Genomic DNA, 25,338 nt, shown 5'->3' on the forward strand with positions numbered 1-25,338 from the left:
TCCGCTGTTCACCTGGCCGACCTGGGCCATCGGACCGATTGCAAGCCCGTGGTAGCAGGCGAAGAACCCGAGGAACATACTGACGATGCCGAGGTAGCGAAGGCTGCCCACTGCACTGGTGTGCCCGAGGGCGGATGCTGGGACATCGAAGGAGCGCGTATCCTCGGCCTAGCACTGGAACGTCACAGCCGCTGAAGGCGCCGCAGGATATTCTGTTGGTATGACTGCCGCAGCCCCCTCAACCGTCGCCTTTGACGGACGCTTCGCCAAGGAGCTCGCGGAAATGGCCATACCCTGGCAGGCAGAGGAAGCACCCGACCCGAGGCTCCTCGTGCTCAACGAGCCGCTGGCCGCCGAGCTGGGCCTGGACCCCGCTTACCTCCGGGATGCCGACGGGGTACTTTTCCTGATCGGCAATCTGGTCCCGAGCGGCGCCACTCCGGTGGCCCAGGCTTACACCGGCCACCAGTTCGGATGGTTGGCCCCCCGGCTGGGCGATGGCCGGGCGCTGCTGCTCGGTGAGATCACGGACACGGACGGCCACCTCCGCGATGTCCACCTCAAGGGCTCCGGGCGAACCCCGTTCGCCCGCGGCGGCGACGGTTTGGCGGCGGTGGGCCCGATGCTGCGGGAATACATCGTGAGCGAAGCGATGCACGCCATGGGCATTCCCACCACACGCTCCCTCGCCGTGGTGGCGACGGGCCGCCCGGTGCTCCGCGACACCATGCTGCCGGGCGCCGTGCTCACCCGGGTCGCCTCCAGCCACCTGCGAGTAGGCAGCTTCCAGTACGCCCGGGCCACCGGCGACCTGAACCTCCTGCGCCGGCTCGCCGATCATGCGATCGCCCGCCACCACCCCGGCGCCGCCGACGCCGGGAAACCCTATCTCGCGCTGTTCCAGGCGGTTGTCGCCGCCCAGGCGTCACTGGTGGCCCGGTGGATGCTGGTGGGATTCGTTCACGGCGTCATGAACACCGACAACATGACCATCTCCGGCGAGACCATCGACTACGGGCCCTGCGCCTTCCTGGACGCCTTCGACCCGTCCGCGGTCTACAGCTCGATCGACGAGACCGGGCGCTACTCGTACCGCAACCAGCCGGTCATGGCGGAATGGAATCTCACGCGGCTCGCGGAGTCCCTGCTGCCCCTCTTCCACGAGGAGCAGGAGCAGGCGGTCGCCCTGGCGCAGGAGTCCCTCGGTGCCTTCCGCCGGCAGTACAGCGCGGCCTGGTCGGCCGGCATGGCGGCCAAACTGGGGCTGCCGGACGGGCTCGACGACGGCGTGGCCTCGCCTCTGGTGGACGACGTGCTTAGTCTTCTCCAGGCGGCCGGCGCTGACCACACCTCGTTCTTCCGGAGCCTCAGCACGGCCGCCCGGGGGGATGCCGGACCGGTGCGGAGCCTGCTGCCTGATCCGTCCGCGTTCGATGCCTGGTCCGCACGCTGGATCGCCCTGGGTCCCGACGCCGACGCGATGGACCGGGTCAATCCCGCCTACATCCCGCGCAACCACCTGGTGGAGGAGGCCCTCGCGGCCGCCACGGGCGGCGATCTTGACCCGCTCGGACGCCTCCTGGAGGCAGTGACCGGGCCGTTCGACGAGCGCCCCGGGCTGGAGCGGTACGCCGCCGCCGCGCCCGAGGACTTCGGCGCCTACCGGACCTTCTGCGGAACCTGAGCCGCTGTTCGACGGGCAGTCCGCGACAGCCGGCGCCTCAGGCGGGTGCGTTGAGGATCAGCCCGCGATAGCCGCCGCCTCAGGCCAGGGACAGGAAGAGCTTTTCCAGGTCCTTCGTACTCATGCTTGAGTCCTTCCGCACCGCGCACTGCTCCAGTCCGCTGGCAATGATGGCGAATCCCGCCCGGTCCAGCGCTTTCGAGACGGCGGCCAACTGCGTAACGGTGTCCTTGCAGTCGCGCCCTTCCTCCAGCATGCGGATGACGGCCCCCAGCTGTCCCTGAGCGCGCTTGAGCCGGTTGATGACGGGGGCGAGCTCGGCTGAATCAAGGTCCATGGGTGTCTCCAAAGTTAGGGATGGCTATGCTCAAGGATATACCCCCATGGGTATTTTTGACTACCCCCAGGGGTATCTGCAATACTCGGTGGGGTATTCAGTTGTTGTTAGCCCGTCTCGAAAGGACACCCATGACGCCCTCTTCCACTTCCTCCGCCCAGGCCCCTTCCGCCACACCGGCAGTCACCTCGCTGGCACCGGAAACGCTGCGCAGCTGGTTCCAGGAACACCAGGACCTCATCGTGATCGACGTCCGCTCGGCCGCCGAGTTCGAAAACATGCACATCCGCGGCTCCTACAACGTCCCGCTGCCGTTGCTCTCCGAGCACACTGACGAACTGGCCGCCCGCCTGGGCAGCCGTGTCGTGCTTGTCTGCCAGTCGGGAGCGCGGGCCGAGCAGGCCCGGCAGCGCCTGGGCGGAGCGGGCATCGGCACCGCCTACGTCCTGGCAGGCGGCGCCCCTGGCTTCGCTGAGGCAGGCGGCGACGTGGTCCGCGGCAAGGCGCGCTGGGACCTCGAGCGCCAGGTCCGGCTCGCCGCAGGTTCCCTCGTGGTTCTGGGCCTTGCCGGCGGCAAGTTCGTCTCGCCGAAGATCCGGCTCCTCGCCGGAGCCATCGGCGCCGGACTGACCTTCTCGGCCGCCACGAACACCTGCGCCATGGGCCAGGCAATCTCGGCCATGCCCTGGAACAAGGCCGCCCAGGAGCCGACCCGCGAGTCCGCCATCCTGCAGTTCCCCGTCGCGGGTTCCCTGACCCCGGAGTCCAAGGCCTCATGACCACGACGCTGATCCTCGTTCTTGCCCTGTCGGTGCTCATCGGGCTGTCGCTCGGTGTGCTCGGCGGCGGCGGATCCATCCTGACCGTGCCGATCCTGGTCTACGTGGCCGGATTCGAAGCCAAGGAAGCCATTGCCGCCTCCCTGTTCGTGGTCGGCGTCACCTCGGCCGTCAGCGTCTTTAGCCACGCCCGCGCCGGGCGGGTCATGTGGCGCACGGGCCTGCTGTTCGGCGCCGCCGGCATGGTCGGCGCCTTCGTGGGCGGTCTTCTGGGCGGGCATATCCCCGGCCAGATCCTCCTCATCGCATTTGCCCTCATGATGGTTGCCACCTCGATCGCCATGATCCGCGGACGCAAGAAGAAGGCTGATGCGGGCACCGATGCCCCCAAGCACACCGAACTGCCGCTGTTCCGTGTCCTGCTCGACGGCCTCGTCGTCGGTCTGGTCACCGGCCTGGTGGGCGCCGGCGGCGGATTCCTGGTGGTGCCGGCCCTGGCGCTGCTCGGCGGCCTGCCGATGGCAATCGCCGTCGGAACGTCACTCGTCGTGATCGCGATGAAGTCCTTTGCCGGCCTGGCCGGCTACCTGACCACCGTTGAGCTTGACTGGGGGATCACGCTGGCCGTGACTGCTGCCGCCATCGTGGGCACCCTGATCGGGTCCAAGCTCGCCGGGCGCATTCCGGAAGCGGCCCTGCGCAAGGGCTTCGGCTGGTTCGTGCTGGTGATGGGCGCGTTTGTCCTCATCCAGCAAGCCCCCGTTGATCTGCGCGGACCGATCGCCCTGGGTGTCGCCGGAGCAGCGGTCCTCGCGGCCGCAGTCTGCTGGTTCCTTGTCAGCGCCTGCCCGCTGCGCAGGTCCACCCGCACCACCCGCAAGGACGCCCAGCCCACGCCGGTCTGAGTCGACCGGCCAACCAATCAGCCACTCCCGAAACGAAAGGCATCACCATGGCAGAAATCAGCATCACCGAAGCAGACCAGCGCCGGAACCAGGCACAGGTCCTGGACGTCCGCGAGGACTTCGAAGTCGCCGAGGGAATGATCCCCGGCGCAATCCACATCCCCATGGGCGAATTGCAGGCCCGCCTCTCCGAGCTTGACGCCAAGGTCCCCGTGATCGCCATCTGCCGCAGCGGCAACCGCAGCGCCCGTGTGGCGGATGCCCTCAACGCCGCCGGCTTCACCGCAGACACCATGGACGGCGGCATGATCGCGTGGACCCGCGCTGGCCTGCCGACCGCCTGATCCGCCCCTGAACAGCAGTTCCCTCCCACGCCCCACGACCTAAGAGGAATGGAAGTTAGTTATGGCAACCATCGACATCACCGAAAAGACCCTCGCCGACACGCTGGAAATCAACGACATCGTCTTTGTCGACTTCTGGGCCGGCTGGTGCGGCCCCTGCCGCAGGTTCGCCCCCACCTATGAAGCGGCCTCAACCCAGCACCCGGACGTCGTCTTCGCCAAGGTGGACACCGAGGCCGAACAGGCCCTGGCGGCCGCGGCGGGAATCACCTCGATCCCCACGCTGATGGCATTCCGCGACAAGACCCTGGTCTTCTCACAGCCGGGCGCGCTCAACGCCGCCGGCCTCGAGCAGGTCATCGAGGGCGTCAAGAAGCTGGACATGGCCAGCGTGCGGGCCCAGGCAGCACAGCCACAGGGCTGACCGGTTGCGGGGCTGACGGGGCGCCGGACCGCCGGCGCCCGCCCGCCCGCCTTGCAAGATACCCCCGGGGGTATTATTGTTGTTAGTAGTCGACGGGGGACACACCCCGTTTCTTTACGAAGGAGAGCACATGCTTCTGGAACGCATTTATGACGAGGACCTTGCCCAGGCCAGCTACCTGATCGGCTGCCAGGCCAAGGGCGAGGCCGTGGTCGTGGACGGGCGCCGGGATATCGCGGTGTACCAGGCGCTGGCGGCGAAGAACGGCATGAAGATCGTTGCGGTCACCGAGACCCACATCCACGCCGATTACCTCTCCGGGACCCGGGAACTCGCCGCCGCGACGGGGGCGAAGATCTACCTCTCGGGCGAGGGCGGACCGGATTGGCAGTACGGGTTCGAGGGTGAGCGGCTCTTCGACGGCGACACGATCACCCTGGGCAACATCAGCATCCAGGCCCTGCACACCCCGGGCCACACCCCGGAACACCTCTCCTTCCTGGTCACCGACGGCGCGTTCAGCGACCAGGCCGGGTACCTGCTCTCGGGTGACTTCGTCTTCTCCGGGGACCTGGGCCGCCCGGACCTCCTGGACGAGGCCGCCGGCGGGATCGACACCCGCTTCGCCGGCGCGAAGCAGCTCTTCGCGAGCCTGCGGGATAAGTTCCTGACCCTCCCGGACTACGTCCAGGTCCACCCGGCCCACGGAGCCGGCAGCGCCTGCGGCAAGGCCCTGGGCGCCATCCCGTCCTCCACGGTCGGCTACGAACGGCTCTACGCCTGGTGGGGCCCGTACCTGGCCGCCAACGACGAACAGGGCTTCGTCGATGAACTCCTCGACGGCCAGCCCGACGCGCACGCCTACTTCGGGCGGATGAAACGGGAAAACCGTGAGGGCCCGGCCGTCATGGGCGACCGCGCCCCGCTGCAGGAACTGGACCTCGCCGCCGTCGCCCGGGGCCTGGCCGGTGACACGCTGACCTTCATCGACACCCGCCCGAACGAAGCGGTCCACCAGGGCACCGTGACCGGGTCCCTGAACGTCCCGGCCGGCAAGTCCGTCGCCAGCTTCGGCGCCTGGGTCGTGAACCCGGAAACCGACCCGAACCCGCTCGTGCTCCTCGCCGAAGACCAGGACGCCGCGCAGGACATGTGGGACCACCTGGTCCGGGTCGGGATCGACAACGTCGCCGGGTACGTCACCGGCTTCGACGGGCTGCCGACCAGCACCCCGAAGCTGATCTCCCCGGCGGACCTCGAGGGCTTCGAGGCCGCCATGATCCTGGACGTGCGCAACCGCACCGAGCACACCGCCGGGCACATCCCGGGCTCCCACCAGCTCAGCGGCGGCCGCGTGATGTGGCACCTGGACGAACTCCCGGCCCAGGGCACCATCGTGTCCTACTGCCAGAGCGGGGTCCGGAACTCCGTCGCGGCCAGCGCGCTGCGCCGCGCCGGCTACGACGTCGTCGAACTCGACGGCAGCTACAACGCCTGGACCGGATACCAGCAGGCACAGGCACGCGAAACCGTCCCCGCCAGCTAACCCCCACCACCGGCACCTCACCGACCGGCACCCCACCGACCGGCACCCCGGCGGCGGCCCTGACACCAGGGCCGCCGCCGGACCTCGTCCCCACCGTATGGAGCACCATGAACTCCGGCACCACCCACCCGCTGCAGCATCGGCGCCGCAGGTCCGGCCCAACGCTGGGACTGCGGCAGAACCTGGCGCAGTTCATGCTGCTCGTCGCCGTCAACGCGCTCGTCGGCGGCACGCTCGGCCAGGAACGCACGGTGCTCCCGCTGCTGGCCGGACAGGTCTTCCACCTTGACCTCTACACGTCCGCGCTGACCTACATCCTCGCCTTCGGCCTCGCCAAGGCCGCTACCAACTACTTCGCCGGCACTCTCTCGGACCGCTACGGCCGCAAACCCGTCCTGGTCGCCGGCTGGATCATCGCCCTGCCCGTCCCGCTGATGCTGATCTTCGGACCCTCCTGGGGCTGGATCGTGGCGGCCAACGTGATCCTGGGCATCAGCCAGGGCCTCACCTGGTCCACCACCGTCATGATGAAAATGGACCTCGTCGGCCCGGAACGCCGCGGCTTCGCCATGGGCCTGAACGAAGCGGCCGGTTACCTCGGTGTCGCCGGCACCGCCCTGGCCACCGGCTACATCGCCGCCACCTACGGGCTCCGGCCCGGACCTTTCCTGCTCGGCGCCGCCTACATCGCCCTGGGCCTTGGACTGTCCGTCTTCGCCGTGAAGGAAACCCGCGGCCACGCGAAGCTTGAGGCGGCCAACCATACGTCCGCCCACGCCAATGCCCACGGACAGCTGAGCAACCGGGAAATCTTCACCCTCACCAGCTTCCGGGACAAATCCCTGTCCTCGGTCAGCCAGGCCGGCATGGTCAACAACCTCAACGACGGCCTTGCCTGGGGTCTCTTCCCCGTCCTGTTCGCCGCCGCCGGACTGACCATCGAAAAGATCGGCATCCTCGCCGCCGTCTACCCCGCCGTCTGGGGAGCCGCGCAACTCGTCACCGGCGCCCTGTCGGACAAATACGGCCGGAAGTGGCTGATCGTCGGCGGCATGCTCCTCCAGGCCGCCGCCCTGGCCATGATCGCCGTCGGCCAGGACTTCGGGATCTGGCTGACCGCCGCCGTCCTCCTCGGCCTCGGCACGGCCATGGTGTACCCCACCCTGCTCGCCGCCATCGGGGACGTCGCGCACCCGGAATGGCGGGCCCGCTCCGTCGGCATCTACCGGCTCTGGCGCGACGGCGGCTTCGCCGTCGGCGCGCTGCTCTCCGGCATCATCGCCGACGCGTACGGCATTCCGGCCGCCGTCGGCGTCGTCGCGGCACTCACCGCACTGTCGGGCCTCCTCGTGGCTGTCCGGATGCGCGGCACCGACCACCGCAGCTACCGCCCGGACTAGCGCAGGGCCCATCGGTAGCACGGCGCCCGGTCATTGCAATCCGGGACCGCAAGGTCCACTATCGAGTTCAGTCCTGCGCCGTCCCGCTGAGGCAGGAGGTCATCGTGGCGGAATTTGCCAGGCAGCCCCTTCAGGCTCACCCCGATGAGTGCCGCCGGGCTGCCCTGCCGATGCCGGCGCGGCGGCCTAACCCGGTTGTCGGCTGACGGCAGCCACGGGCCGCGATGAGCGACAACGCGAAGGGCGGCAACAAGGAATCCGCCGGACTCGTTCCCGACGCCGTGAACCTCGACGGTCTGACGGAGATACGCGTCCACGGCGTCGGCGGCACACCGCCGGAGGATCTTCTCGGCGATCTGCGGCCGACGAGGGTCGCAGGGGATCGCATCGCCGGGTTCTACCGGACGAGCGATGCCCGCGGCCGTCACCGTGAGGCCTACTCGTGGGGCGGTCTGACCTCGCACTCGCCGCTCCGGGTGCTGTGGACGCCGCTGCTTCCGTCGATGCTGGCCAACATGGCAGGGTGGATGGCCCGGCGCCGGGTGATGTCCGACGATGAGGAGGCAAGCGCAGAGCCGGCTACGAGGAGGTTCCGGTGGTTTGCGCGGCTCGCCGCCCTCGCGCTGACCCTGAGCACCGCGATCATGGTCACGATGCCCAGCCTGGATACCTTCGCCTACCAATGCCTGGGCCAACAGCCGTGCCGCTCCCGGCTGTGGGGCGCCCCGTTCCTGAACTTCGTGGCGCCGTACGACCGCCCCGGTTTCCGGCTGGCCGCGGGCATCATCGCGCCCGTAGCCGTCGCGGTGCTCTTCCACATCCTGGCTTCCCGATCGCGCACCAGCTATGAAGGCGTTGAGCCGCCCGCACCGGGAACGGCCAGGCCCGTACCCTACGGCCGCTGTGCCGCGGCGCAGCCGGGCGGGTTGCGCAGCGCTGACTTCTGGTCGGGGCGCCGGTGGCACCAGCACCTCTCCGAACTGCACCTGGCGGCCGGCCTGGCGGTGGGGGCAGGGATTCTGGGCTGGTGCGTGTCCGAACTCGGCGGACGTGCGGACCTCACCGATACGGGCGCCCACGTGACTGCCCGGACCGCCAGCATGGCCTCCGCCGTAGTGATCGCTGCCGTCATCGTGATGCTCGGATCGGACGAGGCACACGAGCAGCTCGCGCGCGGAACGCTTTTGGCCGCAGTCGGCGCGCTGCTGGCCTCGGTCGCCGGCGCCCTGGCGCTGCCTCTGGAACTCAATGAAGCCGGCGGCGGGCCGGAGGCCGTCACCCAACCGGCCGGCGTCCTTCCGGGGATCGGTTCGGCGGTCTCTGCTGGCTGGACGCTCACAATTGTGCTGCTGGTCCCGTTGATGATCCAGCTGGTGGCGGCGTGGGTCATCCGGTGGCGGAACGCCCTGACGGTCGAGCACCGCGGGCCCGGACGGATGAAGCGCTTGACGGCGCTGGCGCGCGGCTCCGTCAGCGTGTTCCCGTGGGCGGCGCCGGTGGTCCTGAATGTCGTTGCGCTCATTCTGGCCAACGCGGTGCTGTTGTCGTTGATGATGCTGGTCGCCGACGGGCTCGGGACTGTCGCCTACGGGCTCGGGCCACAAGATGCCAGCGGCGCGCCGGCTGCGGGCGACTACGCGGGACCGGTGCTGTGGGTGCCGAAGGCCGTGGCGTCCATTGCTTCCATTCTGGCCCTGGGCCTCGTCGCCGTCCTGGCTCTTTTCGCCGCGGCCGCCGGCGTGTGGCTGTCCGTTAAGTCACGCCAACGGGCGGTGAGCCTCGTGGTCGAACTCCGGCGTGACTACGACGCGGCGGAAACAGCGCAGGCCGGTCCGCCCGGGGAAGCTCCCGCACCGGCAAGCGGGACGTCCCGGAACAGCGGCGACGCCTGGACGGTGTCGGCCTTTGATCCGGCGCCGTTCAGCCGGGGCCGGGCGGCGACCACACGGGCAGGCGACGGCACGCGCCCCAGCGCCTGGGTCCGCAAAGTGGCGAGGATGCGCCTGATCGGGGAGTACGCCCCCACCCTGGCGGCATATCTGATGATTGCGGTCGCCGGCTCGGCGCTGCTGGGTGCGGCGCTCTTCGCCACTCAGGTCTTTGTGTTCGGCCAGGATCCGCCCTTCCTGAACATCGGAGCGGCCACGTGGATCAGTGCCTCGTTGCCCATTGTCTACGGCGTGGTCCTCCGGCTCGCGTTCCGGCAGGAGAAATGGCGCAAGGTCCTGATGTCGCCCTTCGACGTCGGGACGTTTTTTCCGCGGTCGTTCCACCCGTTCGCGCCGCCGTCGTACACCGAGCGGGCGGTGCCCGAGCTGACCCGCCGGATCTGGCGGTTGCATGACAACCAGGGGCGGGTGGTGCTCACCGCGCACTCGCAGGGCAGCATGGTCGCCGCCGCCGTGCTGGCGCGGCAGTCCGCCCGCCATGAGGAGAAGGCCGTCGGCCTGGTGACCCTCGGCTCCCCGCTGGCGAAGCTGTACCGCTGGGCGTTTCCCGCCCTGGTCAGCGACGGACTCCTGCAGAATTTCGCCGGGGGACACGGAGGCATTGGTGCCCTCCGGTGGCGCAACGTCTACTACGAGACCGATTACATCGGCGGACCGGTCGCCACGGATGACTGGCCCGCGTCCGCCGACACGGACGTCCGCCTGGTCGACCCGCCGACGGACAAATTCGTGTTTGCCCAGCCGCTGCCTCGGATCCTGAGCCATACCGGCTACTGGGTTGACGCGAGGTTCTGGCAGGAAGTCGACAGCGTCTGCGACGCAATCGCGGCGGACACCGCGGCCTTCGCCGCGCCGGGCGGTCAGAGCCCCGGCGGGCCCGAAGCGCCCCGCGAACTTCCCCCGGAAAAACCGGGGTCCGACGGGGTGGCACCCGGCGGCGCCACCGATGACGGCCGCCAGGGTCTGGCGGACACCATCGCTCCTGACCCCGCGGCGCCGCTCCAGTACCGGTAGCCGTGCACCGGTCCGCGACGACCGCAGCGGACTCGGGGATGCCCCGGCCCCGTCAGGCTTGGGTGGACGCCCGGACCACGAGTTCGGGGGGAAAAACGACCTGACGCGGCACAAACCCGTCGTCCGGGCCGGCCTCGCGGAGCAGCAGCTCCAGGGCGGTTGAGCCAATCAGGGCGCTGGGCTGCCGGATGGACGACAGGGGCACCACGGCGGCCGCGGCGAACTCGATATCGTCATAGCCAATCAGCGCAATCTCCTGCGGCACCTTCACGCCGCCCATCAGCATCAGGCCCTGCAGCACACCCACCGCGAGCAGATCGTTGGCCGCAAAGATCGCATCGGGCCGTTCCGCCGCGGGCCGGCGCCGGATCGCCTCACCGGCGGCCCGGCCGGACAGGACGGTCAGCGACTCCGTCCCGATGACTTCCAGGCTGGCGCCGGGCACCGTCCCGATGGCTTTGCGCGCGCCGGTCAGCCGGTCTGCCACCTGGCGGATGCTGTCCGGGCCGCCCACGAAGGCGATCCGCCGCCGGCCCACCGACAGCAGGTGCGCGACGGCCATTTCCCCGCCAGCCAGGTCGTCCACGGCGACCGAGGAGAAACTCAGGTTTTCCGACTGCCGGTCCACGAGGACCGTGGGGATGCCCCTGCGGCGCAGCTGTTCCAGCCGGGGGATCACATTCCCGACCGGGGAGATCAGCACCCCGCGGACCCGCTGTTGTTCAAACAGATCCAGATATGCCGCCTCCCGTCGCGGGTCCTCGTTGCTGTTGCCCACCAGAACGGTGAAATGTTCGGCGGCCGCCCGGTCCTCGGCGCCCCTGGCCAGATCGGTGAAGAACGGGTTCGCGGCGTCCAGCACCACCAGGCCAACGCTGTGGCTCATGCCGGCGCGGAGCTGGCGGGCGGCGTCGTTGCGCACGAAGCCAAGTTTGTCGATCGCGGCCTGCACCCGGGAAGTGACCTCCGGGGACACCTTTTCCGGCCGGTTCAGCACGTTCGATACCGTCCCGACGGAGACGCCGGCCAGGGCCGCAACGTCTTTGACGCTGGCTGATAACATTCCTGAGCTCCTGAAGCTGGACGCCGCTGCCGGGGGCGGGGCTAGCGGGCGTACCGAAGGTGATGCCCTCAGGATACCTGCCGCGGGCCAGTTTTGAACCCTTTCATTGAAACGAATCAAAAAATTCCGGCGGGGGATTCCGCCGCCCCTTGACGACCGTCCCGCCGTACTCCTATGATTCAAATCACAGCAGCTCTGAAACGATTCATTCTGACGTTCACTCAGCCCCAAAGGTGCGGTTATTTTCATGCAGCAGACAGACAGTTCCCGGTCCGCTCCCTCAGCGGACGCACCGGGGCCGGTACTTTCCCTTACCCATGCGGCCAAGACCTTCGGCCCGGTGGTTGCGCTGGCCGACGGCACCATCGAAATCCGGGCCGGCGAAGTCCACGCCCTGGTCGGCGAGAACGGCGCCGGCAAGTCCACCCTGGTCAAGATCCTGGCCGGCCTGCACCATCCGGATTCCGGCGACTTCAGGGTCGGCGGGGAGAGCGTCCAGTTCCGCAACGTCGGCGACAGCAAGGCAGCGGGCATCTCGGTCATCTACCAGGAACCCACGCTCTTTCCGGACCTCACCGTCGCGGAGAACATCTTTGTCGGACGCCAGCCCAAGGGCCGGTTCGGCCTGATCAGCAGGGCCGCCATGGTCCGGGAGGCCAGCAGGCTCTTCGACCGCCTGGGCGTCCCCATCGATCCGACCCGCATCGCCGAGGGGCTGTCCATCGCGGACCAGCAGATCATCGAAATCGCCAAGGCCATCTCCCTCGACGCCAAAGTGCTGGTGATGGACGAGCCGACGGCCGCGCTCAGCGGAGTGGAAGTGGAGCGGCTGTTCGCCGTCGCCCGCAGCCTCCGGGACAAGGGCACCGGCATCCTCTTCATCTCGCACCGCTTCGACGAGGTCTTTGATCTGTGCGACCGGATCACCGTCATGCGGGACGGCCGGTACATCTCCACGCACCGCACGTCCGACGTCACCGTCGCGGAGATTGTCCGCGAGATGGTCGGCCGCGACATCGAGGCGCTCTTCCCCAAAACGGTTGCCGAGATCGGCGACACCGTCCTGAAAGTGGACGGCCTCAGCCGGGCCGGGGTTTTCAACGACATCAGCTTCGAGGTTCGTTCCGGGGAGATCGTGGCGCTGGCGGGCCTGGTGGGCGCGGGCCGCACGGAGGTCGCCCGCGCCGTGTTCGGCATCGACCCCTACGACGCCGGTGAAATCACCTTCAGGGGCCGCAGACTCAAACCACGCGATCCGCAGGCGGCCATCACCGCGGGCATGGGATTCGTCCCGGAAGACCGCCGCAAGCAGGGCCTGGTCATGAACCTGTCCGTTGCCCGCAACATCACCCTCACGCTGCGCAACCAGCTGGCAACCGCGGGCCTGATCAACGGCGCCGCCGAACGCCGGGCCGCCCAGGACTGGAGCAAACGGCTCCAGGTCAAGGCCGGATCGCAGGAGCACGCCGTGTCCACCCTCTCCGGCGGAAACCAACAGAAGGTGGTGCTCGCCAAGTGGCTGGCCACCGACCCGCAGCTGCTGATCATTGATGAACCCACCCGCGGGATCGACGTCGGGACCAAGAGCGAGGTCCACCGGCTCATTTCCGACCTCGCAGGGCGTGGGATCGCCATCCTCATGATTTCCTCCGAATTGCCGGAAGTCCTCGGGATGGCGGACCGGGTCCTGGTCATGCGCGAAGGGCGGATCACCGCCGAACTGGACCGCGCCGCGGCCAACCCCGAATCCGTCATGCACGCCGCAACATCTTCCGCAGGAGGAACCCTGTGAGCTCAGCCCTTGACCACAAGAAGCCAACGACGGCGGCGCCCGCCGGCGGCGCCCGCGGCGCCCTGGCCTCCGTGCTGCGGTTGCGGGAACTGCCCGTGATCATCGCGCTGGTGCTGCTGGTGCTCGTCACCTACCTGATCAACCCGCTGTTCCTCACGCCCCAGGGCATCAAGGACCTGCTGCTGAATGCCACCATCGTGATGATCCTGGCGGTCGGACAGACCCTGCTGATCATCACCCGTAACATCGACCTGTCCGTGGGGTCGATGCTGGGACTGGTGGCCTTCGGTACCGGCTCCATCTTTGCGGCCATGCCCGATATTCCGATTTTTGCGGTGTTCGCCATCGGCATGGCTTTTGGCGCTCTGCTGGGGGCGATCAACGGCCTCCTGGTGACCGCAGCCAAGGTGCCAGCGCTCGTCATCACCCTCGGAACCCTGTACGTTTTCCGCGGCCTGAACAACGCCTGGGCCGGCGGGAAGCAGTACTTCGCCGGGGACCGGCCGGACGCCTTCGGCGCCCTCTCGGTGGACACCGTACTGGGGTTCCCCATCATCACACTGCTGGCCATCCTGGTCGTCGTCGCGGTGGCGGTCTACATGGCCGGCACCCGTCCGGGACGCGACCTGTACGCCATCGGTTCGGATCCGGACGCGGCCACCGCCTTCGGCATCAAGGTGTCCAAGCGCGTGCTCCTCGCGTTCCTGGCCAACGGCGCCCTGGCGGGGCTGGCCGGCGTGCTCTACGCCAGCCGCTTCAACTCCGTCGGCGCCACCACCGGCACCGGCATGGAACTGACCGTTGTGGCTGCCGCCGTCGTCGGCGGAGTGGCCATCTTCGGCGGCAGCGGATCGGTGACCGGGGCCGCCCTCGGCGCGCTGCTCCTCACCACCATCACCAGCTCCCTGACCGCCCTGCGCGTCGACAAATTCTGGCAACAAGCCATCGTCGGCGTGCTGATCCTCACGGCCATCATCATCGACCGCGTGGCAAGCCTGCGCACTGCCAAGAAACTGCGGATAAGCGAGGCACGCAATGTCTGAATCCACATCGACAACCGGCACGGCACCGGCCCCGGTGGCTGACAGCACCAAGCCGCTGGCCTCCGAACCCAAGGGCAGGACCGGCGCAGCCCGGATCCTGGCCGGCCGGGACGCCATCACCATCTACGCCTTGGTGGCGTTCCTGATCTACGCGGCCATCGCCATCCCGCGTTTCGCCTCACCCGTCACCACCGGATTCCTGCTCCTGGACGTCATCCCGGTCCTGCTGATCGCCATGCCGATGACCCTGATCATCATCACCGGGGAAATCGACCTGTCCGTCGCGAGTATCGCCGGACTGACCAGCGCCCTGATGGGTGTGCTCTGGGCAGGCGGCATGGACATCTGGCTGGTCCTGGCGGTCAGCCTGCTCGCCGGCATCGCGGCCGGCATGTTCAACGGCTTCCTGATCGCGGTCCTGGGGCTGCCCTCCCTGGCCGTCACGATCGGTACCCTGGCGCTCTTCCGAGGCCTGGCCCTGGTGACCATCGGCGACAACGCCGTGGCCAACTTCCCGAAACCCTTGACGGCCTTCTTTACCTCCAAGCTCGGGGGCACCGGCATCCCCACCGTCATGATCGGCGTCGTGGTCGTCATTGTCTTCTTCGGGGTCCTGCTGCACTTCACGCCTTTTGGCCGCGGGCTGTTCGCCATCGGCTACAGCAAGGAAGCGGCCGGCTTTGTCGGCATCAACGTGGCCCGCAGCAAGTTCTGGCTCTACGTGGCCTCCGGCGCCGTCTCGGCCCTGGCCGGGATCTACTGGACGCTGCGCTACACGAGCGCCCGCAGCGACAACGCCTCCGGCCTGGAACTGGCCGTCATCGCCGCTGTCCTGCTGGGCGGCGTCTCCATCTTCGGCGGCAAGGGATCCATCCCCGGCGTGATCGCCGGTGTCCTGCTGATCGGAACCCTCAACTACGCCCTCCGGCTGGCTCGCGTGTCCGACGTCGTGCTCATCACCGTGACCGGGCTGCTGCTGATCGTCTCCGTCGTGGCACCCAGCGTCGGCGCCGCGATCAAACAATGGCGCCACACCAGGCGGGTCCGGAGAAGTTTCACCGGAAGCCCCAGCTGAAAATTTGCCCACTGCACCACCCGCCGCGTCCAGAACGGACCGGCGGCACCGACCGCACGAGGAAAAAGGAAGAACAATGATGTTGAACCGCAAGAGCACAGGCCAGAACGGCCGTCTGGCGGGCATGGTGGCCATTGCCGCCGCTGCCGCGCTAGCCCTGACCGCCTGCAACAGCGGCTCGGGATCCACCGGTGGAAGCAGCCCCGCCGCGGGTGGGGACCTGAAAATCACCTTCATCCCCAAGCAGCTCAACAACCCCTACACCGATGTTGTCCTGGGCGGCGGCGAGAAGGGTGCCGCGGAAGCGGGCTTCGCCTCCTCCCAGGTCGTCGGACCGCTTGAGGCTTCCGCCTCCAGCCAGGTCTCCTTCATCAACGCCGAGACGCAGGCCGGCACCAACGTCATTGTGATCGCCGCCAACGACCCCGACGCCGTGTGCACGGCGCTCGGCGAGGCCCGGACCGCAGGCGCCAAGATCGTCGCGTTCGACTCGGACGCCAACCCGGACTGCCGCGACGTCTTCATCAGCCAGGTGGTGGCCAAGGAAGTGGCGCTGATCCAGACCAAGCTGATCGCCGAGCAGATCGGCGGCAGCGGCGAAATCGCCATCCTGTCGGCCACGGCGAACGCCACCAACCAGAACGAGTGGATCAAGTTCATGGAGGAGGAGCTGGCCTCCAACCCCGCCTACAAGGACATCAAACTCGTGGCCAAGGTCTACGGCGACGACAACGACACCAAATCCTTCCAGGAAGCCCAGGGCCTCCTGCAGGCCCACCCGAACCTGAAGGGCATCATTTCACCGACCACCGTCGGCATTGCGGCCACCGCCCGGTACCTCTCAACCTCCGAGTACAAGGGCAAAGTCGCCCTCACCGGACTGGGGCTGCCCAATGAAATGCGCCCCTTCGTCAAGGACGGAACCGTGAAGGAATTCGCCCTCTGGGATCCGGCCCAGCTGGGCTACGTTGCCGCCTTCGCCGGCAAGGCGCTCACCGACGGCAAAATGACCGGCGCCGAAGGGGACACCTTCACCGCCGGCGAGCTGGGCGAACGCAAGGTCGAGAAGGGTGGCCTCGTGATCGTCGGACCGCCCACGGTCTTCAACGCGGAGAACATCGACAAGTACGACTTCTGAGCCGCCGCCACTGAGCTGACGGGATTGAGCGGCCGGGATTGAGCGGCCGGGACTGAGCGGCCGGGCAGGCTGGTGACAGCCTGCCCGGCGCCCCCACCGCCACCCCCGCACCGACCCTCCCGCACCGACCCTCCCGTACCGACTCTCACGGGAGTTGCGCACTGAACTCCCACGACTTCCTTTTCCATGCCGGAAGGCCCCCTCACATGAACCAGAAACAACCGGATGCGCGGCTGCTCCCGCCGCACCGCCGCAGGCCCACCCGCATCGGCTTGGTCTCCGGCGGCCTCGGCGCCTACTGGCCCCAGTTTCCCGGGCTGCTGCCGCAGCTGCAGGAGTCCGTCCGCTACGTGACGGGCCGCTTCGAGGCCCTCGACGCCGACGTCGTCGACACCGGCTTCATCTCGGATGCGCAGGAAGCCGCCGCGGCCGGCGAAAAGCTGCGCGTCGCCGACTGCGACCTCATCGTCATCTTCCTCACCACCTACCTGACCTCGTCCATGGTGCTGCCGATCGCCCAGCGCGCCAAGACCCCGGTCCTGGTGATCGACCTGCAGCCCACCGAGGCCATGGACCACGCGAGCTTCGACACCGGAAAATGGCTGGCCTACTGCGGCCAGTGCCCGGTCCCCGAGGTCGCCAACGTCTTCCGCCGGGCCGGCATCGAGTTCCGCTCCGTCTCCGGACACCTCAAGCAGGAATCCGCCTGGGACCGCATTACCCAGTGGGTGCACGCCGCCGGCGTCCGCGCCCGCCTGCGCAACGCCCGGCACGGGCTGATGGGCCACCTGTATCCGGGCATGCTGGACGTGGCCACCGACCTCACCACCGTCTCAACGACGTTCGGCTCCCATGTGGAGGTGCTGGAATTCGATGACCTCCGGGAACGGGTGAACGCGGTCACCGGGGCAGAGGTCGCAGAACGCCTCGACCTGGCCCGGCAGCTGTTTGCCCTTGACGGTTCCGTGAACGACGACGACTTCGCCTGGGGCGCGAAAGTTTCCGTCGGCCTGGACCGGCTCGTGGAGGACTTCGACCTGGACTCGGTGGCCTACTACCACCGAGGGCTTGCCGGCGAACAGCACGAACGCCTCGGCGCCGGGATGATTCTCGGGTCCTCCATCCTCACGGCCCGGGGAATCCCGATGGCCGGCGAGTTCGAGCTGCGGACCTCCATCGCCATGCTCGCCGCTCAGGCGATCGGTGCCGGCGGATCGTTCACCGAAATCCAGGCCCTGAACTTCTTCGACAACGTGGTGGAAATGGGCCACGACGGTCCCGCCCACCTGGCCGTCTCGGCGCAGCAGCCGCTGCTGCGCGGACTGGGCGTCTTCCACGGCAAGCGCGGCTGGGGGGTTTCGGTCGAATTCGACGTCCGGCACGGCCCGGTCACCACGTTCGGGCTCGGCCAGGACCCGGACGGCAGCTACGTGTTCATCACCTCCGAAGGGGAAGTCGTGCCCGGCCCGCTCCTGGCGATCGGCAACACGACCTCGCGGGTGGACTTCGGCGGTGACCCGGGACTCTGGGTGGACCAGTGGAGCCAGACCGGCATCGGCCACCACTGGGCACTCTGCCTCGGACACCGCGGGGCCGACATCAGGGCGGCCGCGTCCCTGCTGGGCATCGAACACCGGCAGGTGGTCCTGTCATGAGCACCCGGCGCGTCTGCTTCCAGCTCCAGCTCAAACCCGGACTCATCGCCGAATACACAGCCCGCCACGCCGCCGTGTGGCCGGACATGCTCCAGGCCCTGAAGTCCGCAGGCTGGAACAACTACTCCCTCTTCCTCCGCCCCGACGGGCTGCTGATCGGCTACTTCGAAACCGAGAACCTTGAGGAAGCCCAGGCCCGGATGGCCGCCACGGACGTCAACGCCCGCTGGCAGGCCGAGATGTCCGGATTTTTCGAAGACCTGGACGGAACGCCCGATGCGGGGTTCCTCCAGCTGACCGAAGTATTCAACCTCGAGGACGAACTGGCCGCCGCCGCGTCAGCCCTCACCCAGTCCAAGTCCCTAGGAGACTGACATGTCTATCCCCACCGACGTACTCACCACGCTTGAACATCAGAGCATCGAACTGCCGTCCTGGGCCTTCGGCAACTCCGGCACCCGCTTCAAGGTCTTCGCCACACCGGGAACCCCGCGCACCATCGAGGAAAAACTCGCCGACGCCGCCCAGGTCAACGCCCTGACGGGGCTGGCCCCCTCGGTTGCCCTACACATTCCCTGGGACAAAGTCGACGACTACGCCGCGCTGGCGGACTATGCGGACGGCCTGGGCGTCAAGCTCGGGACGATCAACAGCAACACCTTCCAGGACGACGACTACAAGTTCGGCAGCCTCACGCACAGCGATCCGGCCGTGCGCCAGAAGGCCGTGGACCACATGTACGAGTGCCTGGAAGTGATGAACATGACCGGCTCCCGTGATCTGAAAATCTGGCTGGCCGACGGCACCAACTACCCGGGGCAGGGCAACCTGCGGGCCCGCCAGGACTGGCTGGCCGAATCCCTGCGGAAGGTCTACGACCGCCTCGGCGGGGACCAGCGGATGGTGTTGGAGTACAAGTTCTTCGAGCCGGCTGTCTACCACACCGACGTTCCGGACTGGGGCACCTCCTACGTGCACTGCGCCGCCCTGGGCGAGAAGGCCCTCGTGTGCCTGGACACCGGCCATCACGCGCCGGGGACGAACATCGAGTTCATCGTTGCGCAGCTGCTGCGTCTGGGGAAGCTCGGTTCCTTCGACTTCAACTCCCGCTTCTACGCGGACGATGACCTGATTGTGGGGGCGGCGGATCCGTTCCAGCTGTTCCGCATCATGCACGAGGTGGTCCGCGGAGGCGGGCTCGAACCGGCCGCCGGGGTGGCGTTCATGCTGGACCAGTGCCACAACATCGAGGGGAAGATCCCCGGCCAGATCCGTTCCGTGCTCAACGTCCAGGAAATGACCGCGCGGGCCCTCCTCGTCGATACCGCCGCCCTCGAGGCCGCACAATACGCGGGCGATGTCCTCGCGGCCAACGCGGTCCTGATGGACGCGTTCTACACCGACGTCCGGCCCGGACTCGCGGAATGGCGCGCAACCCGAGGCCTGCCGGCAGACCCGATGGCAGCCTTCGCCGCCAGCGGATACCAGGAAAAGATCAACGCCGACCGCCAGGGCGGCCACCAGGCCGGATGGGGAGCCTAAGACCATGACCAATTCAACCGCTGAACAGCTCATCGCCCGTTCCAACCGCCTCGGGGCCGACAAACGGAACACCAACTTCGCCGGCGGCAACACCTCCGCCAAGGGCACCGAAAAGGACCCCGTCACCGGGAAGGACGTGCAGCTCCTGTGGGTGAAGGGCTCCGGCGGTGACCTGGGCACGCTGACCGAATCCGGGCTCGCGGTCCTCCGCCTGGACCGGCTGCAGGCCCTCAAGGATGTCTACCCCGGCGTCGAGCGCGAGGATGAGATGGTCGCCGCGTTCGATTACTGCCTGTTCGGCTTGGGCGGGGCGGCCCCCTCGATCGACACGGCCATGCACGGGCTGGTGGACGCCGCCCACGTGGACCACCTGCACCCGGACGCGGGCATCGCGATTGCCACGGCTGCCGACGGCGAGGCGCTGACCGCCAAAATCTTCGGGAACAAGGTGGCGTGGGTGCCGTGGCGCCGTCCCGGTTTCCAGCTCGGCCTGGACATCGCCGCAATCAAGGACGCCAACCCGCAGGCCGTCGGCACCATCCTGGGCGGCCACGGCACCACCGCCTGGGGCGCCACCAGTGAGGAAGCCGAAACGAACTCCCTGTGGATCATCGAACAGGCCGAGAAGTACATCGCGGAGCACGGCCGGCCCGCACCGTTCGGGGCGAAACTGCCCGGCTACGCCGCCCTGCCGGAAGCGGAGCGGCGGGCCAAGGCCGCCGCCCTCGCGCCGGTGATCCGCGGACTGGCCTCCAGCGACAGGCCGGTCGTCGGGCACTTCAGCGACGACGCCGCCGTCCTGGACTTCCTCGAAGGCGCCGAACACCCCAGGCTGGGTGCGCTGGGCACCTCCTGCCCGGACCATTTCCTGCGCACCAAGGTCAAGCCCTTGGTCCTGGACCTGCCCGCGGAAACGTCCGTCGAGGACTCCATCGCCCGGCTAAAGGAACTGCACGCCGCGTACCGGGAGGACTACCAGGGGTACTACGACCGCCACGCGGCCCCGGACTCACCGGCCCTGCGCGGGGCGGATCCGGCGATCGTCCTGGTCCCGGGGGTGGGCATGTTCTCCTACGGCAAGGACAAGCAGACCGCCCGGGTCGCCGGGGAGTACTACCTCAACGCGATCAACGTCATGCGCGGCGCGGAGGCCGTCTCCACCTACGACCCGATCGAGGAAGCCGAGAAATTCCGGATCGAATACTGGTCGCTGGAGGAGGCCAAGCTGGCCCGGCTGCCCCAGCCGAAGTCCCACGCCACCCGCATCGCCCTGGTGACCGGGGCGGCGTCGGGCATCGGCAAGGCCATCGCCACCCGGCTCGCGGCCGAGGGCGCGTGCGTGGTCATCGCGGACCTGAACCTGGACACCGCCCGGGCTGCCGCGGCGGAGCTCGGCGGCCCCGACGTCGCCGTCGGGATCCAGGCCGATGTCACCGACGAGGCCCAGGTCGTCGCCGCGGTGAACGCCGCGGTGCTGGCCTTCGGCGGCCTGGACCTGGTGGTCAACAACGCCGGGCTCTCCATCTCCAAACCCCTGCTGGAGACCACCGAGCAGGACTGGGACCTCCAGCACAACGTCATGGCCAAGGGCTCCTTCCTGGTCTCCAAGGCCGCCGCGAGGGTCCTCATCGACCAGGGCATGGGCGGGGACATCGTCTACATCTCCTCGAAGAACTCCGTGTTCGCCGGGCCGAACAACATCGCCTACTCCGCGACCAAGGCCGACCAGGCGCACCAGGTCAGGCTGCTCGCGGCCGAACTGGGCGAGTACGGCATCCGGGTCAACGGGATCAACCCCGACGGCGTGGTCCGCGGCTCCGGGATCTTCGCCGGCGGCTGGGGCGCCAAGCGCGCCGCCGTCTACGGAGTCGACGAGCAGGACCTGGGGAAGTACTACGCCCAGCGGACCCTTCTCAAGCGCGAGGTCCTGCCGGAAAACGTTGCGAACGCCGTCGCGGTCCTCACCGGCAGCGAACTCTCGCACACCACCGGACTACACATCCCGGTGGACGCCGGCGTTGCCACCGCCTTCCTCCGATGACCAGCGCACCAACAGCGCACACCGCCCCGGCCGGCGCCGGGACGGTGTTCGCCGCGGTCGATATCGGGGCGTCCTCCGGCCGGGTGATGCTGGGACGCATCACCCGCGGCGGCGGGAACCCGGGGGTGGAGCTGGAGACGGTCCACCGTTTCCCCAACGGCGTGGTGGAATCCGGCGGCACGCTCCGCTGGGATTTCGATGCCCTCTTCGCCGAGGTCCTCACCGGTCTCGCCGCGGCCGGGAGAAGCGCCGCCGGGCACGGGGAACGGATCACGAGCATCGGGATCGACACCTGGGCCGTGGACTACGGCCTCCTCAACGCCGCCGGCGAACTGGTCGCCCAGCCCCACAGCTACCGGGATGACCGGAGCCGCGGTGCCGTGGCCCAGGTCCACCAACTCCTGGACCCCGCACGGCTCTACGCCACCACCGGGCTGCAGTTCCTGGCGTTCAACACGATCTACCAGCTCGCCAGCGAGCCCGGCCTCCACGGCCTGCAGGCCCTGCTCATCCCGGACCTGATCGCCTTCCTGCTGACCGGTCAGCGCCGGACCGAGGCCACCAACGCCTCCACCACGGGACTTTTCGATGCCGTCGCGGGGGAGTGGGCCACGGAATTCCTGACCGCCCTGGACCTGCCCCCGGATCTGTTCCCGCCCCTGATCCAGCCCGGCGAACAAATCGGCACCCTGCTCCCGGCCGTTGCCGCCCGGACTGGCCTGCCGGAGTCGACCCCGGTGGTGGCGGTCGGTTCGCACGACACCGCCTCGGCCGTGGTCGCCGTCCCGGCGCAGACGGAGGACTTCGCCTATATCTCTTCCGGGACGTGGTCCCTGGTGGGCGTGGAACTCCGGCACCCTGTCCTCACCGAGGCGGGCCGGCTGGCGAACTTCACGAACGAACGCGGCGTAGACGGCACCATCCGCTACCTAAGAAACGTCGGCGGACTGTGGCTCCTCAGCGAATGCCAGCGCACGTGGGCTGCCCGGGGCCTCGCCGTGTCCCTGACCGACCTGCTCGCCCGCGCCGCGGCCCTGCCGGCCGGGGGACCCCTGATCAACGCCGACGATCCCGTCTTCACGGCGCCAGAAAACATGCCCGCGCGGATCCGGGGCGCCGCGCACAGAGCCGGGGCCGTCCTTCCGGACGAGCCCGCGGCGATCGTCCGCTGCATCCTGGACAGCCTCGCTGCCGGTTACGCCCGGACCCTCCGCGACGCCGAACGGCTGGCCGACCGGACCGTCGGCGTCGTCCATATTGTCGGTGGCGGTTCGCAAAACCGGCTCCTGTGCCAACTCACCGCCGATGCCACCGGCAAGCCGGTCATCGCGGGCCCTGTTGAAGCGACCGCCCTGGGCAACGTGCTGGTCCAGGCCCGCGCCGCGGGCGAAGTGTCAGGAGGGCTCGCTGACTTGAGGAAGATCGTCGCCGGCGGCACAGCCCTGGACCGGTACGAGCCGGCCGGACCCAGGGAGGAGCCGCTGTTGTCGCCCCCCGCGGTCCATCAGGGCTAAGGCTCCAGGGTTACCGTGATGTCTAGATAGATGCCGTTGGTGACCAGGCGGTCCGCCAGGTACCTGGCGAGGCTCGCCTCGGTCGCCGTGTGCTCGCTCTTCGCGATCGCGCCCCGCAGGCACGCCATCGTCGCCGTGGACTTGACCGTGGACAGGGGTGCACGGTGGTCGGATGCCAGCCGCTCAATATCCGTCCGGAAGGCGCGCTGGTGTCCTTCCCGTGCGGTGGCGAGCAGGGTGAAGGGTACAAAAGCTGTCGGCACGAAGAGTCCTTTTCTGGCGGCGGCCCCGTGGCCGTCCAATGAGAACAAGTCTTCGAAGCCTCCGGCTATTCCGCGAACGGGTGTACTGAGTCCGAGCTCACCCGGCGGGCTCTCCGGCCTGCCGGGGAGCCACCGTGACGGAGGAGACGAGTTTCAGCCGGGGATGCAGCTGGTCACCGCCGTCCACGACGCCTGTCTGCCACCACAGCTTCAGGCCCTCCGGGGCCACCTCCAGGCAGGCGAGGTTGTTGTCGAACCAGGGCCCTTTCACGCCGGACCAGCGGAACGGCGGGTCCGGAACCTTTGCCGAGCGGGCCACAAGGGCGCCTACCGGCGTGGCCAGGCCATAGGACATAACGGCCGCGAAGGACCTCATCAGCCGGGGCAGCGGGTTGCGGATGGGGGAGCAGACGGCCTGCACGATCCGGCTGCCCGAGGAGCGCTCCACCTCCGAAACGTAGGAATAGTGAACGTCGCCGGAGAGAAAAGTGATGGTTTCCGGTGCCGGGCCCCGTTTGCCGTCGGCGACCTCGGTCACCATGGCCGCCACCTCCTGGAAGCTGTTCTGGAAGGCGCCCCAGTGTTCCAGGTCCACCGCCTGGCGCAGCTTTTCGCCGGCACGGGCGGCAGGTTTCCCCCACGCACCCTGGGATATGGCCTCATTCCAGGATTCGACGTAGTGCAGGCCCATCGGCAGCAGGAAAGGCAGTGACGTCGCCACCAGCAGGTGGCGGAAACCGCCGCGCATCCGTTCGTCGAGCCAGGCCATTTCCGCTTTGTCCACCAGTGCGCGGTCGTCCGGCGTCAGGTCCCGGGCGGCTCGGGAATCCACCACCACCAGCCGCGTGTCCCCGAAATCCCGGTAGTAGCTCCACCGGTACGATCCCGGGTCCTGATCGGCCCGGTCCGCGAAACTGTCCAGTGCGGCGCTTACGTCGATCTCATCCTCGCCCGTGTGCCCGGCGATCTGCTGCCAGACGGCGTCCCCGGCCCGCTCCTGCGGTGAGAGGTTCCCCAGGTGCTGATAGACCCAGTACGAGGCCAGCCCCGCGACGATGCGCCCATGCCACCAGGAGGTGGCCTCCATCTCCTTCTTCCAGCTGAGGGAGGTGTTCCAGTCGTCGCGGATGTCGTGGTCATCGAAAATCATGGCGCTGGGCAGGGTGGACAGCAGCCACCTGTTCGCGGGGTCTGACCAGGCCAGGTTGTAGAGGTGGGCGTATTCTTCGAAGTCCTTGAGCTCCTCGCCGGGCGGTTCATCAATATCCCGGCGGGCGCGGATGAACTCCTGCATCTGCTCGCTGGTCAGGTCGGCGTACACCTGGTCGCCGAGGAAAGCCACCAGATCCGGCCACGGCTGGTCACTGCCGGAAGCCATCTCAAGCGCGTAGGCGCGGAGTGAGTCGACGCCGTGGGTCCGGTTGCCGGATTCATCGTGCGGCACACTGGTCCGGCACGAGCCGAAGGCCATCCGCAGCGGCTTGCCGGTCTGCAGCGTCGCGATCATGGACGGCGGAAACTCCGATTCGGGATCGGGCCACACCTGGCTTCCGTTGATGTCGAGGGCGTACGGCGTGACTGTGCCAGGCTCCAGGCCGTCCAGTTCGACGAGGGCGTAGTGGTGGCCGTGAACCGCGAAGGTGGCGGTGACCCAGTCCCTGCCGCCCGCGCGAAGAGTCACCCGGGCAGCGGTCCGGGTCTCCACCCAGATGCTCGCTGAGGTCTCATCCACGTACCGCATCATCGGGCCGAGCACCAGGGGTGAGGTAGTCATGACTCAGTTCTACCTGCTCGGCACCGGTGCGGCCATGCTTTGGCGGCAAATGCTCC

General features: G+C 68.3%; 21 protein-coding genes and 1 pseudogene. 17 read left to right on the forward strand and 5 right to left on the reverse strand.

Annotation, left to right across the window (positions count from 1 at the left end; genetic code table 11):
* Positions 1 to 9: 9 nt before the first annotated feature.
* Positions 10 to 137, reverse strand: a pseudogene (locus AC06G6_RS08720) (EamA family transporter); the annotation flags it as partial.
* Between the two features lie 83 nt (positions 138 to 220).
* Here AC06G6_RS08720 and AC06G6_RS08725 point away from each other — a divergent pair.
* Positions 221 to 1,684, forward strand: a complete 1,464-nt coding sequence (locus AC06G6_RS08725) for a protein adenylyltransferase SelO (RefSeq protein ID WP_479828203.1) — start codon at positions 221 to 223, stop codon at positions 1,682 to 1,684.
* A gap of 79 nt (positions 1,685 to 1,763) precedes the next feature.
* Here the strand turns inward: AC06G6_RS08725 and AC06G6_RS08730 are convergent, their stop codons facing one another.
* A complete protein-coding gene (locus AC06G6_RS08730) occupies positions 1,764 to 2,021 on the reverse strand; it encodes a metal-sensitive transcriptional regulator (protein WP_354173995.1) in 258 nt (85 codons plus the stop codon).
* A gap of 131 nt (positions 2,022 to 2,152) precedes the next feature.
* Here AC06G6_RS08730 and AC06G6_RS08735 point away from each other — a divergent pair, with 131 nt between their 5' ends.
* The 7 genes from AC06G6_RS08735 to AC06G6_RS08765 all read left to right on the forward strand — a co-directional run bounded on the left by AC06G6_RS08735 (position 2,153) and on the right by AC06G6_RS08765 (position 10,382).
* A complete protein-coding gene (locus AC06G6_RS08735; RefSeq protein ID WP_479828206.1) occupies positions 2,153 to 2,800 on the forward strand; it encodes a rhodanese-like domain-containing protein in 648 nt (215 codons plus the stop codon).
* Positions 2,797 to 3,705 (forward strand): sulfite exporter TauE/SafE family protein, encoded by a 909-nt coding sequence (locus AC06G6_RS08740; protein ID WP_479828208.1) that lies wholly within the window; start codon positions 2,797 to 2,799, stop codon positions 3,703 to 3,705. The genes AC06G6_RS08735 and AC06G6_RS08740 overlap by 4 nt, the downstream gene beginning before the upstream one ends.
* A 47-nt stretch (positions 3,706 to 3,752) precedes the next feature.
* A complete protein-coding gene (locus AC06G6_RS08745) occupies positions 3,753 to 4,049 on the forward strand; it encodes a rhodanese-like domain-containing protein (protein ID WP_479828210.1) in 297 nt (98 codons plus the stop codon).
* A gap of 61 nt (positions 4,050 to 4,110) precedes the next feature.
* Complete coding sequence (locus tag AC06G6_RS08750; RefSeq protein WP_479828212.1) at positions 4,111 to 4,473, forward strand: thioredoxin family protein; 363 nt, start codon at positions 4,111 to 4,113, stop codon at positions 4,471 to 4,473.
* 130 nt (positions 4,474 to 4,603) lie between these two features.
* Positions 4,604 to 6,019 (forward strand): MBL fold metallo-hydrolase, encoded by a 1,416-nt coding sequence (locus AC06G6_RS08755; protein WP_479828215.1) that lies wholly within the window; start codon positions 4,604 to 4,606, stop codon positions 6,017 to 6,019.
* A gap of 107 nt (positions 6,020 to 6,126) precedes the next feature.
* On the forward strand, positions 6,127 to 7,419 hold the full coding sequence (locus tag AC06G6_RS08760) for an MFS transporter (protein WP_479828217.1): 1,293 nt from the start codon (positions 6,127 to 6,129) through the stop codon (positions 7,417 to 7,419).
* 224 nt (positions 7,420 to 7,643) lie between these two features.
* Complete coding sequence (locus AC06G6_RS08765) at positions 7,644 to 10,382, forward strand: hypothetical protein (protein ID WP_479828219.1); 2,739 nt, start codon at positions 7,644 to 7,646, stop codon at positions 10,380 to 10,382.
* Positions 10,383 to 10,434: 52 nt separating this feature from the next.
* Here the strand turns inward: AC06G6_RS08765 and AC06G6_RS08770 are convergent, their stop codons facing one another.
* Positions 10,435 to 11,445, reverse strand: a complete 1,011-nt coding sequence (locus tag AC06G6_RS08770) for a LacI family DNA-binding transcriptional regulator (protein WP_479828221.1) — start codon at positions 11,443 to 11,445, stop codon at positions 10,435 to 10,437.
* A gap of 247 nt (positions 11,446 to 11,692) precedes the next feature.
* Between AC06G6_RS08770 and AC06G6_RS08775 the strand changes: the two genes are divergently transcribed.
* The 9 genes from AC06G6_RS08775 to AC06G6_RS08815 all read left to right on the forward strand — a co-directional run bounded on the left by AC06G6_RS08775 (position 11,693) and on the right by AC06G6_RS08815 (position 23,245).
* Positions 11,693 to 13,237 (forward strand): sugar ABC transporter ATP-binding protein, encoded by a 1,545-nt coding sequence (locus AC06G6_RS08775; RefSeq protein ID WP_479828223.1) that lies wholly within the window; start codon positions 11,693 to 11,695, stop codon positions 13,235 to 13,237.
* Positions 13,234 to 14,280 carry an ABC transporter permease gene (locus AC06G6_RS08780; RefSeq protein ID WP_479828225.1) on the forward strand — a complete coding sequence of 349 codons (1,047 nt, stop codon included), beginning with the start codon at positions 13,234 to 13,236 and terminating at the stop codon, positions 14,278 to 14,280. The genes AC06G6_RS08775 and AC06G6_RS08780 overlap by 4 nt, the downstream gene beginning before the upstream one ends.
* Entirely contained in the window at positions 14,273 to 15,355 is a 1,083-nt protein-coding gene (locus AC06G6_RS08785) for an ABC transporter permease (RefSeq protein ID WP_479828227.1), read from the forward strand. Before AC06G6_RS08780 ends, AC06G6_RS08785 begins: the two co-directional genes overlap by 8 nt.
* Positions 15,356 to 15,431: 76 nt before the next feature.
* A complete protein-coding gene (gene rhaS / locus AC06G6_RS08790; RefSeq protein WP_479828230.1) occupies positions 15,432 to 16,493 on the forward strand; it encodes a rhamnose ABC transporter substrate-binding protein in 1,062 nt (353 codons plus the stop codon).
* A 206-nt stretch (positions 16,494 to 16,699) separates the two neighbouring features.
* A complete protein-coding gene (locus AC06G6_RS08795) occupies positions 16,700 to 18,148 on the forward strand; it encodes an arabinose isomerase (RefSeq protein ID WP_479828235.1) in 1,449 nt (482 codons plus the stop codon).
* The gene (locus AC06G6_RS08800) at positions 18,145 to 18,522 is read left to right on the forward strand and encodes an L-rhamnose mutarotase (protein ID WP_479828237.1); all 378 of its coding nucleotides are present in this window, start codon (positions 18,145 to 18,147) and stop codon (positions 18,520 to 18,522) included. The genes AC06G6_RS08795 and AC06G6_RS08800 overlap by 4 nt, the downstream gene beginning before the upstream one ends.
* A 1-nt stretch (position 18,523) precedes the next feature.
* Positions 18,524 to 19,690 carry an L-rhamnose isomerase gene (gene rhaI / locus AC06G6_RS08805; RefSeq protein WP_479828239.1) on the forward strand — a complete coding sequence of 389 codons (1,167 nt, stop codon included), beginning with the start codon at positions 18,524 to 18,526 and terminating at the stop codon, positions 19,688 to 19,690.
* 4 nt (positions 19,691 to 19,694) lie between these two features.
* Positions 19,695 to 21,731, forward strand: coding sequence for a bifunctional aldolase/short-chain dehydrogenase (locus tag AC06G6_RS08810; protein WP_479828241.1), 2,037 nt, complete (start codon positions 19,695 to 19,697; stop codon positions 21,729 to 21,731).
* Positions 21,728 to 23,245, forward strand: a complete 1,518-nt coding sequence (locus AC06G6_RS08815) for a rhamnulokinase (protein WP_479828243.1) — start codon at positions 21,728 to 21,730, stop codon at positions 23,243 to 23,245. Before AC06G6_RS08810 ends, AC06G6_RS08815 begins: the two co-directional genes overlap by 4 nt.
* Here the strand turns inward: AC06G6_RS08815 and AC06G6_RS08820 are convergent.
* Both AC06G6_RS08820 and AC06G6_RS08825 read right to left on the reverse strand, forming a co-directional pair.
* Positions 23,242 to 23,508: a hypothetical protein gene (locus tag AC06G6_RS08820; RefSeq protein ID WP_479828245.1), complete on the reverse strand. Its 267-nt coding sequence runs from the start codon at positions 23,506 to 23,508 to the stop codon at positions 23,242 to 23,244. The two genes, AC06G6_RS08815 and AC06G6_RS08820, sit on opposite strands and share 4 nt — an antisense overlap.
* A 97-nt stretch (positions 23,509 to 23,605) precedes the next feature.
* Positions 23,606 to 25,282, reverse strand: coding sequence for an alkaline phosphatase D family protein (locus AC06G6_RS08825; protein ID WP_479828247.1), 1,677 nt, complete (start codon positions 25,280 to 25,282; stop codon positions 23,606 to 23,608).
* Positions 25,283 to 25,338: the final 56 nt, after the last annotated feature.

Source organism: Arthrobacter sp. CJL-S3 (assembly GCF_056711635.1).

Coding starts and splice junctions, on each gene's coding strand:
- AC06G6_RS08725 (WP_479828203.1), top strand. CDS start 221: ATGACTGCCGCAGCCCCCTCAACCGTCGCCTTTGACGGACGCTTCGCC.
- AC06G6_RS08730 (WP_354173995.1), bottom strand. CDS start 2,021: ATGGACCTTGATTCAGCCGAGCTCGCCCCCGTCATCAACCGGCTCAAG.
- AC06G6_RS08735 (WP_479828206.1), top strand. CDS start 2,153: ATGACGCCCTCTTCCACTTCCTCCGCCCAGGCCCCTTCCGCCACACCG.
- AC06G6_RS08740 (WP_479828208.1), top strand. CDS start 2,797: ATGACCACGACGCTGATCCTCGTTCTTGCCCTGTCGGTGCTCATCGGG.
- AC06G6_RS08745 (WP_479828210.1), top strand. CDS start 3,753: ATGGCAGAAATCAGCATCACCGAAGCAGACCAGCGCCGGAACCAGGCA.
- AC06G6_RS08750 (WP_479828212.1), top strand. CDS start 4,111: ATGGCAACCATCGACATCACCGAAAAGACCCTCGCCGACACGCTGGAA.
- AC06G6_RS08755 (WP_479828215.1), top strand. CDS start 4,604: ATGCTTCTGGAACGCATTTATGACGAGGACCTTGCCCAGGCCAGCTAC.
- AC06G6_RS08760 (WP_479828217.1), top strand. CDS start 6,127: ATGAACTCCGGCACCACCCACCCGCTGCAGCATCGGCGCCGCAGGTCC.
- AC06G6_RS08765 (WP_479828219.1), top strand. CDS start 7,644: ATGAGCGACAACGCGAAGGGCGGCAACAAGGAATCCGCCGGACTCGTT.
- AC06G6_RS08770 (WP_479828221.1), bottom strand. CDS start 11,445: ATGTTATCAGCCAGCGTCAAAGACGTTGCGGCCCTGGCCGGCGTCTCC.
- AC06G6_RS08775 (WP_479828223.1), top strand. CDS start 11,693: ATGCAGCAGACAGACAGTTCCCGGTCCGCTCCCTCAGCGGACGCACCG.
- AC06G6_RS08785 (WP_479828227.1), top strand. CDS start 14,273: ATGTCTGAATCCACATCGACAACCGGCACGGCACCGGCCCCGGTGGCT.
- rhaS (WP_479828230.1), top strand. CDS start 15,432: ATGATGTTGAACCGCAAGAGCACAGGCCAGAACGGCCGTCTGGCGGGC.
- AC06G6_RS08795 (WP_479828235.1), top strand. CDS start 16,700: ATGAACCAGAAACAACCGGATGCGCGGCTGCTCCCGCCGCACCGCCGC.
- AC06G6_RS08800 (WP_479828237.1), top strand. CDS start 18,145: ATGAGCACCCGGCGCGTCTGCTTCCAGCTCCAGCTCAAACCCGGACTC.
- rhaI (WP_479828239.1), top strand. CDS start 18,524: ATGTCTATCCCCACCGACGTACTCACCACGCTTGAACATCAGAGCATC.
- AC06G6_RS08810 (WP_479828241.1), top strand. CDS start 19,695: ATGACCAATTCAACCGCTGAACAGCTCATCGCCCGTTCCAACCGCCTC.
- AC06G6_RS08815 (WP_479828243.1), top strand. CDS start 21,728: ATGACCAGCGCACCAACAGCGCACACCGCCCCGGCCGGCGCCGGGACG.
- AC06G6_RS08825 (WP_479828247.1), bottom strand. CDS start 25,282: ATGACTACCTCACCCCTGGTGCTCGGCCCGATGATGCGGTACGTGGAT.